The sequence below is a fragment of the Nostoc sp. DedSLP04 genome (assembly GCF_034530775.1).
In the GTDB taxonomy this organism is placed as follows: domain Bacteria; phylum Cyanobacteriota; class Cyanobacteriia; order Cyanobacteriales; family Nostocaceae; genus Nostoc.
Window position 1 is genome coordinate 1 of the sequence record NZ_JAVRCL010000109.1, and the last position, 13,787, is coordinate 13,787.

Annotated in this window: 7 protein-coding genes and 1 pseudogene; 4 read left to right on the forward strand and 4 right to left on the reverse strand. The window is 42.7% G+C overall.

Going from position 1 to position 13,787, the window contains the following annotated elements; all coding sequences use genetic code 11:
* The 4 genes and pseudogenes from RMX89_RS33585 to RMX89_RS33600 all read left to right on the forward strand — a co-directional run.
* A pseudogene (locus RMX89_RS33585) lies at positions 1-1,515 on the forward strand (S-layer family protein); the annotation flags it as partial.
* Positions 1,516-1,568: 53 nt separating this feature from the next.
* The gene (locus RMX89_RS33590) at positions 1,569-4,196 is read left to right on the forward strand and encodes a CHAT domain-containing protein (protein ID WP_322692020.1); all 2,628 of its coding nucleotides are present in this window, start codon (positions 1,569-1,571) and stop codon (positions 4,194-4,196) included.
* 280 nt (positions 4,197-4,476) lie between these two features.
* Entirely contained in the window at positions 4,477-8,079 is a 3,603-nt protein-coding gene (locus RMX89_RS33595) for a filamentous hemagglutinin N-terminal domain-containing protein (RefSeq protein WP_322692021.1), read from the forward strand.
* 15 nt (positions 8,080-8,094) lie between these two features.
* A complete protein-coding gene (locus RMX89_RS33600; protein WP_322692022.1) occupies positions 8,095-8,304 on the forward strand; it encodes a hypothetical protein in 210 nt (69 codons plus the stop codon).
* An 87-nt stretch (positions 8,305-8,391) separates the two neighbouring features.
* Here RMX89_RS33600 and RMX89_RS33605 read toward each other — a convergent pair whose 3' ends face one another.
* From RMX89_RS33605 to RMX89_RS33620, 4 genes are read right to left on the reverse strand one after another with little or no spacing between them, the layout of a single operon-like run.
* A complete protein-coding gene (locus tag RMX89_RS33605) occupies positions 8,392-9,156 on the reverse strand; it encodes a DUF928 domain-containing protein (RefSeq protein WP_322692023.1) in 765 nt (254 codons plus the stop codon).
* Between the two features lie 25 nt (positions 9,157-9,181).
* On the reverse strand, positions 9,182-11,557 hold the full coding sequence (locus RMX89_RS33610; RefSeq protein WP_322692024.1) for a CHASE2 domain-containing protein: 2,376 nt from the start codon (positions 11,555-11,557) through the stop codon (positions 9,182-9,184).
* A gap of 23 nt (positions 11,558-11,580) precedes the next feature.
* On the reverse strand, positions 11,581-12,546 hold the full coding sequence (locus RMX89_RS33615; protein ID WP_322692025.1) for a DUF1822 family protein: 966 nt from the start codon (positions 12,544-12,546) through the stop codon (positions 11,581-11,583).
* Positions 12,547-12,579: 33 nt separating this feature from the next.
* Entirely contained in the window at positions 12,580-13,269 is a 690-nt protein-coding gene (locus RMX89_RS33620; protein ID WP_322670115.1) for a sigma-70 family RNA polymerase sigma factor, read from the reverse strand.
* Positions 13,270-13,787: the final 518 nt, after the last annotated feature.

Below are 13,787 nucleotides of genomic sequence, written 5' to 3' on the forward strand. Positions count from 1 at the left end.
TTCTCATTACGAGACGGCGCTCAACTAACTGCCTCAACTTCGGGACTTGGGAATGGGGGGAATGTGACAGTGCGGGCACTCAATGCTGCTTCCCTCGCAGATGCTTCTATCCTCAGTACGGTGTCAGCAGGGGGTGTAGGTCAGGGAGGTAATATCGACATCAATGCTGCTTCTTTCTCATTACGAGACGGCGCTCAACTAACTGCTTCAACTTCGGGACTTGGGAATGGGGGAAATGTGACAGTACGGGCACTTGATGCTGTTTCAGTGGCTAGTAATGCTTCTATCCTTAGTACAGTAGAAGCAGGGGGTGTAGGTCAGGGAGGTAATATCGACATTAATGCTGCAAGACTATCACTAATTGATGGCGCTCAACTGGCAACCGCTACTCGTGGAGCATCTAATACCCAGCCAGCAGGACGGGGGAATGCGGGGAATGTCAATGTTAATGTTACAGGTACTGTTGATATTGCTGGGGAGAAAAATGGTTTCAAAAGTGCAATTTTCAGCAGTGTGGAAACAGGGACAGTTGGCAATGGGGGTAACATTATTATCGATTCCGGTGACTTCTCATTACGCGATGGTGCTGCGCTTACTGCCTCAACTTCGGGACTTGGGAATGCAGGCACAATTAAAGTTAATGCTGCTGATTTTTTCACCATTTCTGGCAAGAGTTCAAGCTTTAATAGTGGCTTGTTCGTTAACTCCCAAAGTCCAACGGGTACTGCTGGAGATATTATCGTCACCTCACCTAGAGTTACCTTAGATAACAGTGCTACACTTAACGCCCAATCTGCATCGGGTAACGGTGGCGACATCAACTTACAAACTGATTTACTGCTTCTGCGCCGTGGCGCTCAAATTTCCACTACCGCAGGTACAGCACAAGCTGGTGGTAATGGTGGCAACATTACCATCAATGCGCCGTCGGGCTTCATTGTTGCTGTCCCAAGCGAAAATAGCGACATCACTGCTAATGCTTACACAGGTACAGGTGGGAGAGTAGATATTCAAGCCTTTGGTATCTATGGGATTCAACCCCGCTCTAACCCAACTCTCTTTAGTGATATCACCGCTAGTTCTGAGTTTGGTGTAAACGGCACTGTCGAACTCAATACACCCGGTATCGATCCCAACAGTAGCTTAGTTAATTTACCGACCGTACCAGTTGATACTCAAGTAGCACAGACCTGTAGTGCAGGTAGCAGTGTAGCTAAGAGCAGTTTTACAATCACTGGACGCGGCGGTTTACCACCTAATCCGGGTGAAGCCCTCAGCGCTGACGCAGTGCAGGTAGATTTGGTGACTCTCAACTCAGAAGTAGGTAAACCCTCTACTCCAGCAGTCTCCACAAATCTCACTAACCCAACACCACATCGCATAGTAGAAGCTACTGGTTGGGCGATCGCTGCTAATGGCGATATAATTCTCACTAATTCTGCACCCATCACGCCTCATTCTTCCTGGCAGAAGACAGCCGATTGCCGTGCGTTAAATCAACACCAGGGAGGTTGAGTAACTTCCACTGTCTATTTTTAGTAAAGACACGGTGCGAGGAGGGCAAAAACATGGCAAGGAAAAAATCTAGATTACGGATAATCAAACGCTTTTTAAGTGTACTGCTGCTTTTAGCTATGTTCTTAGGCGCTCTTTTATTGCCCCCCACTTTCGCACATGTAACTGCGGAAAACTCCAATGTTCAAAGCTTGGCTGATGCCCAAAACTTGGTGAAACAGGGGAGAAAATTCTATGAAGCCGAGCAATTTAATGATGCAACTGCAACATGGCTACAGGCTATCTCTGCGTTAAAAGTCCGTGGGGATGAACTTACACAAGCGATGATACTGGGCAATTTATCATTAGCTTATCAGCAATTGGGACAGTGGTCAGAAGCAGAAAGTGCGATCGCTCAAAGTCTTAACTTATTACAAACTGCTAAAGACACCAAAGACTCCTCGCAAATTCTAGCTCAAGTCTTAGATATCAAAGGTCGTCTGCAATTGGCTCAAAGCAAAGCTGAAAATGCCCTGGATACTTGGCGACTTTCAGCTGAGATTTATACAAAAATAGGCGATGAAAGGGCGGTTATTCAAAATCGGATTAACCAAGCGCAAGCTTTGCAAGCTTTAGGGTTTTATCGTCAAGCCGAGAAGACATTAAGGCAAAGTACCCAGATTCTCCAAAGTCAACCTAACTCACCTGTTAAAGTTGCAGCTTTGCATAGTCTCGGAAATGTCGTCCAAGTCACTGGTGATTTAGAAACATCTCGGCAGATATTGCAGCAAAGTTTAGAATTAGCTTCATCGTTGCCAGATCGAGAAGCGATCGCTGATATTCTCCTCAGTCTGGGTAATACAGCCCGCGTACAGCAAGACACGCAAAAAGCTATAGAATTCTATCAACAAACTATCAAAACTGCAACCTCACCCACTACACGCATCCAAGCTCAAGCCAATCAACTAAGACTACTGCTGAAAACTGAGCAATTGTCAGCTTTTCAAACATTGTCTTCTGAAATTAAAACTCAGCTTAACGATTTACCTTTGAGTCGTACAGCAATTTCTGCCCGCATTAACTTTGCCCAAAGTTTAATGCAATTCCGAAAAAAAATTGCCGCAGACATTGCCCAAAGTTTAATGCAATTCCGAAAAAAAATTGCCGCAGACACTCCCTCATGGTTGGATATTGCTCAATTACTGGCAACTGCTATTGAGCAAGCAAAAAGTTTGCAAGATAGACGCACCCAATCCTATGCTATTGGTGTTTTAGGCCAAGTTTATGAACAAACTCAACAGTGGTCTGATGCCCAAAACCTCACCCAACAAGCCTTGCTCATCGCTCAAGATATTGATGCTAAAGATATTGGCTATCAATGGCAATGGCAACTGGGACGTTTGCTGAAAACTAAGGGAGATATCAAAGGAGCAGTATCAGCTTACACAGAAGCAGTTAATAATCTCCAAGCCCTCCGCAGTGATTTAGTTGGTGTCAATTCTGCGGTGAAATTTTCCTTTCGAGAGGAAGTTGAACCAGTTTATCGACAGTTGGTTGATTTACTTTTGCAATCTCAAGGTAACTCGAAACTGAGCTTTGAAAATCTTCAAAAAGCCAGCAATACAATCGAATTACTCCAAATAGCAGAACTAGAAAACTTCTTTCGCAACAACTGTTTAAATGCTCAAATTCGTAATCCAAAAAAAGATCCAACGGCAGCAATTATTTATCCATTTATTTTGCCAGATCGACTAGAGATCATCATCGAGTTGCCTCAACAGCGTTGGTTGCACTACACTACTCCTGTAGTTAAAAAGGAAGTCGAAACTACTTTAGCTCAACTACAGGAAAATTTACCCAAACCCCACACCCTGCGACAGGTTCAGTCTTTATCCCAGAAGGTTTACAAATGGATCGTTCAACCTGCTGAAGCTGCTTTAGCTGAAAGTAACACTCCTACTTTGGTGTTTGTGCTGGATGGCTGGTTGCGGAATATTCCGATGGCAGCTCTCTACGATGGCAAACAGTATTTAGTTGAGAAATATAATATTGCACTCACCCCCAGTTTGCAACTGATTGAACTCAAACCAATGGAAAAGGAATTAAAGGCAATAGCCGCAGGATTGAGTGAAGCAAGTTCGGGATTTTCTGCACTACCCAACGTCAAACTTGAATTAGAAGAAATCCGCTCTCAATTTCCTAGCACCATCCTTCTAAATCAAGAATTTACCAGCAAAACTTTGCAAAATCGGATTAATTCTTTATCTTTCCCGATTGTTCATCTTGCAACTCATGGTCAGTTTAGCTCCAAGGCTGAGGAGACATTTATTGTTGCTTGGAATGAGCGTATTTATGTGAAAAAGTTAAATGAGTTAGTGCGAACAATAGAGCAAAATAGACCCGAAGCGATTGAATTGCTCATTCTTAGTGCCTGTCAAACAGCAGCTGGGGACGAACAAGCTGCACTGGGAATTGCTGGTGTCGCTTTTCAGGCAGGCGCACGCAGTACGATCGCTTCTTTGTGGAACTTAGATGATGAGTCTACTGCGATGTTGATGAATCAATTTTACCAAGAGTTAGCCAACAAAAATCTGACTAAAGCTGAAGTACTCCGTCGCGCCCAGCTAGCTCTGTTGCAAAATCCCAAATACAAACGTCCCAGGTTTTGGGCCCCCTATGTTCTGCTAGGTAATTGGCTGTAGTTTTATATAAGTCAGATTGTATTGCAATCTGGTTTTTTTTTCATCGAGCTGCAATTCGATTGTTTCGACTGACAATGCGATTGTTTCGACTAACAATGCGATTGTTTCGACTGATGAATTATATTGTATAAATTTATGTAAACAAATTAGTCAGTTTTGCGTAACATTAAGGCGATCGCAACTGAGAATTATCCAGAGGTGACTGTAACTACTGTAAACCCACATTAGTGGTGTGACATAACCAAAAGTTTAGCAACTGCTGTTTGCTTAAAGGGGTGCAATGTCCAATATAAATATTCGTTGGGGCTGGTTTATCGGAATTGTAATATGTGGTTCAAGCATTTGGAGTACAAATTGCGCTTTTGCTCAAATTATCCCCGATGGCACTTTGCCTAGTAATTCTACTGTCAAATTAGAAGGAAACAACAGCATCATTGAAGGAGGAACCCAAGCAGGTGGCAACTTGTTCCACAGCTTTCGGGAATTTTCTGTCCCGACTAACGGCGCTGCTTTGTTTAATAATAGAGTAGATATTCAAAATATTATCAGTCGGGTAACGGGTGGATCAGTCTCTAATATTGATGGATTAATTGGCACTAAGGGCACAGCTAATTTATTTTTGATAAATCCTAATGGGATTATTTTTGGTCAAGGTGCGAGGCTAGATATTGGTGGTTCTTTTGTCGGGACGACAGCTAATGCACTTGCATTTGGTAATCAAGGTTTTTTTAGTGCTACAAATCCAGAAAGTTCTTCATCCCTGCTGACGGTCAATCCTTCCGCTTTACTATTTAATCAAATCAAAACCGCATCTATCGAAAATAACTCAGTTGATTTGGGCGTACCAGATGGCAATAGTTTGCTATTGGTAGGCGGTGATATCAAAATGGATGGTGGAAGATTGTTTGCTTTTGGTGGGCGAGTTGAGTTAGGTGGGTTAGCAGGTGCAGGAACAGTTGAATTGAATGGCAATGGTAATAATCTGAGTTTGAGTTTTCCCGATAGTGTAGAAAGAAGTAATGTTTTCCTTAGCAATAACGCTAGAGTAGATGTAATAGCTGGTGATGGTGGAAGTATCGCAGTTAATGCCCAGAATTTAGAGATGACAGGACAGAGTGGACTGTTGGCAGGGATAGAAAGTGGGCCGGGTTCTAGTAATAGTAAGGCGGGAAATATTGAAGTTAATGCAACTGGAGCAATTAGTCTTGATAATGGGAGTCAAATTGCTAATCAGGTGCGACTAGAAGCAAACGGGCAAGGTGGCGATGTCAAAATCAATGCTAGCACGTTGCAAGTTAAGGGTGGGGCACAGGTGAGTACTGGTACTTTTGGTGCAGGTAAGGGTGGAAATTTAACTATTGATGCCCAGGATGTGCAAGTGATTGATGGAAGTGCCGATCAGTCTCTTATTCCCAGTGGCTTGTTTGCTTCCGCAGAGTCAAACTCAGGAGATGCAGGAGACTTGACTATCAAAACTAATACCTTGCGAGTTTCGGGTGGGGCAGTTGTGAGTGCTGGTACATTTGGTGCAGGCAAGGGGGGAAATTTAACCGTTGATGCTATTGATGTGCAACTTATTGGTACAAGCGCTGATAATCAGTTTCCCAGTGGCTTGTCTGCTTCAGCAGTGCCAAACTCAACAGGGAATGCGGGTGATTTGAGGATTATAACTAATACTTTGCGAGTTTCGGCTGGGGCACAGGTGAATGCTAGTACATTTGGTGCGGGTAAGGGTGGAAATTTAACCGTTAATGCCCAAGATGTGCAACTTATTGGTACAAGCGCTGATAATCAGTTTCTCAGTGGCTTGTTTGCTTCAGCAGTGCCAAACTCAACAGGGAATGCGGGTGATTTGAGGATTATAACTAATACTTTGCGAGTTTCGGGTGGGGCACAGGTGGGTGCTGGTACATTTGGTGCAGGCAAGGGGGGAAATTTAACCGTTGATGCTATTGATGTGCAACTTATTGGTACAAGCGCTGATAATCAGTTTCTCAGTACCTTGTCTGCTGAAGCAGAGCCAAACTCAACAGGAAATGCGGGTGATTTGAGGATTACAACTAATACTTTGCGAGTTTCGGGTGGGGCAGTTGTGAGTGCTAGTACATTTGGTACAGGCAAGGGGGGAAATTTAACCGTTAATGCCCAAGATGTGCAACTTATTGGTACAAGTGCTGATTATCAGTTTCCCAGTGGCTTGTCTGCTTCAGCAGGGTCAAATTCAACAAGGGATGCGGGCGATTTGACGATTACAACTAATACCTTGCGAGTTTCGGGTGGGGCAGTTGTCAGTGCTGGTACATTTGGTGTAGGCAAGGGGGGAAATTTAACCGTTGATGCTATTGATGTGCAACTTATTGGTACAAGCGCTAATAATCAGTTTCCTAGTGGCTTGTCTACTTTAGCAGTGCCAAACTCAACAGGGAATGCGGGTGATTTGAGGATTACAACTAATACCTTGCGAGTTTCGGGTGGGGCAGTTGTGAATGCTAGTACATTTGGTGCAGGCAAGGGGGGAAATTTAACTATTGATGCTATTGATGTGCAACTTATTGGTAAAAGCGCTGATAATCGCTTTTCCAGTGGCTTGTCTGCTTCAGCAGGGTCAAATTCAACAGGAAATGCAGGTGATTTGAGGATTACAACTAATACCTTGCGAGTTTCGGGTGGGGCAGTTGTGAGTGCTAGTACATTTGGTGCAGGCAAAGGGGGAAATTTAACCGTTAATGCCCAAGATGTGCAACTTATTGGTACAAGCGCTGATAATCAGTTTCTCAGTGGCTTGTTTGCTTCAGCAGAGTCAAACTCAACAGGGAATGCGGGTGATTTGAGGATTACAACTAATACCTTGCGAGTTTCGGGTGGGGCACAGGTGGGTGCTGGTACATTTGGTGCAGGCAAGGGGGGAAATTTAACCGTTGATGCTATTGATGTGCAACTTATTGGTACAAGCGCTGATAATAAAGTTGCCAGTGGCTTGTTTGCTTCAGCAGAGTCAAACTCAACAGGGGATGCGGGAGATTTGACGATTAAAACTAATACCTTGCTAGTACGAGATGGAGCTGGAATAACTGTAGAGAGTTTAGGAACAGGAACCGCAGGTATCATGACATTAAATTCTCGCTCCATTCGTTTAGATAACAACGCCTTACTCAGCGGTAACACACAAAGTGCTATTGACCCTAATAGGGAGCAGGCGACAATTAACATTAATTCACAAGATTTGTTAATGAGTCGCAATAGCAATATCAGAACCAATGCCAGAGGCGAAAACGTCATCGGCGGCAACATCAACATTAACACTGATTTTCTGATTGCTTTTGAAAATAGTGATATCAGAGCCGATTCTACTAACTTCCGTGGCGGAAATGTGCGAATCAATGCCCAAGGTATCTTTGGTATACAGTTCCGAGACGTAGAATCTGATACAACAAGTGACATCACTGCAAAAGGAGCAAGTTCTGAGTTAAGTGGTAATGTAGAACTTAACACGCCGGATATTGACCCTAACAGTGGCTTAGTTAACTTGCCAAGCGTACCAGTTGATACCCAAGTAGCACAGACCTGTCAAGCTGGTGGAAATTTAGCTAAGAGCAGTTTTACAATCACTGGACGCGGCGGCTTGCCACCTAACCCAGGTGAAGCTCTTAACACTGATGCAGTGCAGGTAGATTTGGTGAGTCTCAATCCAAACGCTGATAACCGCAGTAGCTCCTTTATTCCCAGCAAAATAACTACCCCCGCACCAGAACGCATCATAGAAGCTACTAGTTTGGCGCTAAACCAAAAAGGGGAAGTCGTCTTGACAACAAATCTTCCCACCACTACGCCCCATAGTCCTTGGTTGAAGCCTGCATCTTGCAAAGCAATTCGTAATTCGTAATTTCAGAAAGTTAGATTGCAATCTGGTTTTTTATTGACCTGCAATGCGATTGTTCCAGCTAACAATGCGATTGTATCGGCTGACAATGCGATTGTATCGACTAACAATGCGATTGTATCGACTGACAATGCGATCGCATCAATCCGCAATCGATATTTGAAAAAATTAGGATGGGGTAAAATTTACGCCAAAACCCAACTTACAAATGTATACAATGAAATCTAAGTACAGGCGCAAGTCCTTCCATCCCTTCATTACGAATTAGGTTGCCGAGCGTTCGCGTAGCGTCTCGTAGAGAAGCCGAGGTACGAATTACAAACTACTCTCTAAGTTGCAGCACTCCACTTTTGGTTCAGTTGCAAAATCATTCAAACCCACAGCTTGCAATAGCGCCGTCCAAGAAGGATCTTGCAAATTGGTGCGACGCAGTTCGCTAGCAGCGCTCAAAGCATCATACCAAATACCATTACTTCCATAAAGGGTTACGCGCTGAGGTGGTGTCGCTTTTTCCAATTGAGTTTTTAAAGTAGGGTTGAGTTGTTCCCGTTTTACGTATCCTTCAATATCAGCAATAATTTGCTTATCCTTATTGCAGTAAATGTTGAAATACCAACGATACCGCTTACCTATCTCCAGAGGTGCTGCTTTTGATGGCAAACTAAGGCTGACTACTCCTGGTGTCCCGGTTAAAGAAGTTTTATAAATAGTCTGATTTTCTGCTTCATCTTCTAGCACAAACTCTCCAGATGCAAAGTCGGATGCATAAGGAACATAAAATAAGAAACTAGGATGCTCTGCGATCGCTTCTCCAAACACCAATTCTGAGTTTGAATAAACAGGTACTAAAGCTGTGAGCCGCTTTTGAGAAGAAGTCAGTGGCTGATTGATATCCTGACCACAGCCACGGCTACCTGCTTCCGTTCGCTTACCTGGTTCGCCGATGCCTTTTGGTGGAGGCGGCGCCGCAAAAATTAATGATTGATTTAATTGTCCGTTGGAATTTGCAGGCTGTGCTTGCACATCTATACAACTAAGGAATGTTAAACTAACGGCGAGGAAAGTTTGAATCTTTTGCATAGATAATTTCATTTTTATTTATGGCTCAAGTTGTAGAAGTCAGTTGTCGCTGTTGTGAAAGTAGGTAAATTGCCACTGTGCCGCCAGTAACGACTAAAACCAAAGCTGACGGAACTAGGGGAACCCAAATCCCTTGATAAAAGAGAATTAAGCAAAGCACGTATAAGACCCCAAATACACCTCCTTGTGCCAGTACTAAATATACTCCCGACCGATCGCGCCAAGGAAATATCTGCACAACGGTAAAAGCGATCGCACCTCCAACCACTGACCAACCCCAAATCCACAACATTTCACCCCAAACAGGCAAAACTGAGATCAAAGGTCGCTTATCTATAACAGCACTCAGTAATTGACTCACCATTTGTGCTTGCAAAATCACCCCTGGTATTTCTTCAGAAGAACCCTGTCCAGTTATGTAAGGAGTAGGAATATAATCACGGAAGCTTTGGGCAGTGGTACCAATGAGAACAATTCGGTCTTTGACTTGTTCGGGATTGACTTTACCCTTAAGAACATCTGTCAGCGTGACTTGAGGAGCAATATCTATTGGAGAACCTTGGTAAGAGCGGTAATTGAGCAATATTTGATAGCCCTGTGTATCCGCTTGTTGATAGCCTCCCGTGTGCGATTCTGCTTTAGAGACATTTGACGATCCCAACCTCTGAAAAACAACGTTACCTAGCTGCAAATTTCCTTGGGGGGTGTATTGAGCAGAAATTCCTTCTTTTTCTAAGTAGTGGAATGCTAGTTGAGCGTTAAGGGCGTAGGGTGCAGTACAAAGGGAGGTTGGGTCTGCTGGTTGCATTGCCAATAAATGACGACGCAAAATATTGTCTGAATCTGGGATAATATCACTAAAACCTTGGCGTTCTGGTGGAACCTCTTTCGGGGATGGAACTCCTGGATAGTTTTGTGTGCGATCGCTAACTTTGCAAATTGCAAAGAAATTGTCATCAGTTTGCCAACGAGTGCTTAAAGAAGCTTGGTTAGGTTGTACCGGATCGCTACGATAAATATCCAAGCCAATACTTCGGGGTTGCAACTTTGCTAGTTTGTCCAAAAGTTTCGTCAGTGCCAGATTTGACAGCGATCCACTTCTTTGCTTTTGCTCTGGTAGGTAAAGATCGTCTTCGGTGACAGTGACTATCAAAAGGCGCGAATCTTGCTTTTCTTGGGGACGCGATCGCATTAATTGGTCGTATGAGAGCAACTCCCATGTTTGCAATCCTCCTTGGTGTCTTATTCCTAAAACACCAGCAGTTATCAGCAAACTCAAAATTAACAAACTTTCGAGACGGCGAGTATTAAAAAACCATCGAGACTTTAACCAAGTTATTGGCACTACGCCAGGATGTTCGCTAATTACTGGCAACCAACTTGCACCTGGATATTCTTTTTCTATTCCTTTGAGCCTTTGTCTGGCAATGCGAACCGCAGCATATATAGATTGTCCTGATGAAAAAACCTCCAGAAAATGCTTTAAAAATTTTTGAGCTACCCGATCTGGCACTGGTTCCCGCATGACAATAATTTGCGGAATCTGCAAATCTTGCAGTTCTCGCGCTAATCCTAATCCATCACAGGAGTTAAAAATCGCTAATTGTAAACCGTTGGCAACAGCATTTCTCAGTGCATGTCTGAGTTTATCAATTGTTAATTTATCTGTCTGATTAATATAAATACAACTACTTTCACCCTCGCTCTTACTATGACCTGCGAAAAATAAGATATTCCAAGGTTGTTTCCACAATTTTTCATCGATGTCTGAATATTGAGGTTCTACTAAAAAAGTTGTAGCGGCATTAGGTAATTTTTCTAGTAACTGGCGGTCTTGCTCCACATCAATACCATCACTATCGCCTAAAATTGCCAAAATTCTAATTTTATTTCTCCAGAACGATGTCTGCAATGCACCTATTACTGTTTCTGATTCTGGAACACTGAGAACAACTTCAGCTTTGAGATAATCTCGATCTATCAAATCCCACAAATGCCAAGGAAGTTTCTTGAGTTGCAAACAATGAGTGCGAATCAACACCCGCACTTCCTCTTCTGGCATCAGGTGTTTAAGCCATTTTTCGCGCACGGGACGAAAAGACTCTGATAGCAACCAATTGTTTAAATACTCCCGCACCTCACTAGCTTTTGTGTCACACTCCTTACGCCGCTGGGAGATAGAACCATCGTAAATAATTTTTTTGGCTTTGATGCGGGTAAATTTCCACAAGTTGCGATATGTGGACTGCCACTGTTCAATAGCTGTTGCCATATTTAGATTGGAGGGCAGCTTGCCAGTAATTTCTGTAGTCGGGCGTTTGCCCTCTTCTCCAATTTCCAACGTCACCTGCACACCTAAGTCCAAATCACCATCTAGCTTTAGCACAACTAACTTTCTCATTGGCAGCACCCCTGTTGTTGTTCTTAATAAATGGCAAAATTTTCTGTGATGCTGATATCTCCCAAAACAAGTTTAACGCTGAAACATTCTCCCAACTCACAACTAAACTCCAATTGAATATTCTTGTTGCTATTTCTAGTTTGGGCTTCCATCACAGATGCTCCTTCAGAATCCAGCACAATTAAATGGAGATTTGGTGGTAGATAATGTTGTTCATTTGTCGGATGCACTTCTACGATAATGTCCATTTCTTGCTCATTGTTTGGAGGCAGACTAACAACTAAAACCACTGCTTGCTCCCGTAAAACTTTTCCTAAATCAATCAGTTTGCCTCTACTAATAAAAGCGCCTGCTTCACTTCTCAGACTCAAAGCTGGATTGACACCTTGAGTGCCTAAAAGAGGTTCAATTTCTTGCCAACCAGTTTCAAAAATATTCTCCAACCATTGCTTCAAGTTAACTAAATCCTGATTCCAGGTAAGCGAATCATCAACTATTTCAGCAAGCTGTAATTGAGAAAGTTCTTCTAAATAATCCAAAAAATCGTCTAAAGGTTGCAATTGGTTAATCGGGAACAAATCAGTTTGTACCTGCTTGACAAATCCTAGCAGTGTTGCTTCTCTAAATGATTTGCTGATTTGCACAGCTACATAGCCAATTCGATTTGACTGTACTTCAGGTGGCACATAAACAAATTGTGCATCTTCTAATACTGGGCGACATTCTAACAAGCCCAAGTTTGGTAGGCACAAATCAGCGACATCCATCAGTGTCTGTTGTATAACATTCCAACTATCACTTTTATTCAAGTCTGTCTCAAACCCCATGCAAATTAGATAATAATTTACGAAAGACACAGATAAAGTATTGAGATAAACTTGTTCAGCTTTTGCTTGCGTGGCTTGTTGTCGTCGTAACTCTTCTGCTCGATGTCTTCCATCTACAGGTATTGGGGCTGAAAATGTTAAAAATTCTCTGGTTTTGCTCATATTTTTGCCTAGCTAGTTAGATTATATTAAAGATTAAATATATAAATATTCTTGAAACTTATTAGCAAACTTTTTCAGACAACGTTGGTAAAAAGTATGGAGAGATGTGATTTCAATGCCCCATTCTGCTGAAATATCTTTCCAAGTAATACCTGAACATCTTCTTGTAGCTATAGCTTGAAAATTTGCCTCTGGATGACCTTTGATATGTTCTTTGCAAAAAATTAATTCTGGGTCAGTTTCTATACATTCTCTTACTTGTTCAAACAAAGATACAGGTTGAGATGAGGGTATATTTTCCCAGTGAGAGCTTTCAAGATTTATTTCATTTGTTTTGCCGAGAACTTTTGGGATAGCCTCTGGAAAAAAGCGTCTAGTTAATAGCATATTTACCCAAGTCACCACTTCGCCTCGTTCTGGGTCATACTTATTAATATTGTTGTCTTGACAAATATAGAAAAATAAATTTTGTACTGCCTCATCATAGATATCTTCATAAGCTAGTTCAAATTGACCTTTATAAGGATGAACAAGCTTACCTGACTGCCAAATAGCATTAATCAGGCTTGTTAAAGCTATCCGCTTTTCCTTGGTTAGGTGTGTGTATTTTTGGGCTGCAAGTGCTAATTCTTTAAGTTGTACATCTAGTTGTTTTCTTGGGTCATTAGCCATAAAAGACCTCAAATCAGAAGCTACCAAGTTATTAATCGCACTATATCTCATGTATTAATCCTGACTTTTACACAAAGCAGCCACAATTGTTACAAAACTTTTTGCTCGTGCATTAAATCCGATCGTTGGCGTTGCATAATGGCGATCGCATGATTCATACTTGGATTCAGCAACGCCCCTTCGGCAGTACCAGTTTTTGAAGCATAAAGGATAAGAATCGAATGGCACGCTTGTTAACGGCAAACCCATTATATATAAGGCTTTTGGGTGTGGGGTGTGGCTGAGTGGGTGTAGTAAGTCAGAAATTTATTTGTATCCCCACTCATATTTACTAGAAACAGGGTGTGGGGTGTGGGGTGTAGGGTGTAGGTTTAAAGCCTCGCCCCTCGTGGACGAAAAATCCTTATTTCGCAAGGCAGGTAAAAGCCCCACCCCTTGTAGGTGGCTTAATTTCCCTACACCCCACACCCAATACAACCTGCACCCTGTTCACTTTTCTTGATTTTTCCCTATACCCTACACCCTACACCCTACACCCTACACCCTACACCCTACACCCTACACCCTAC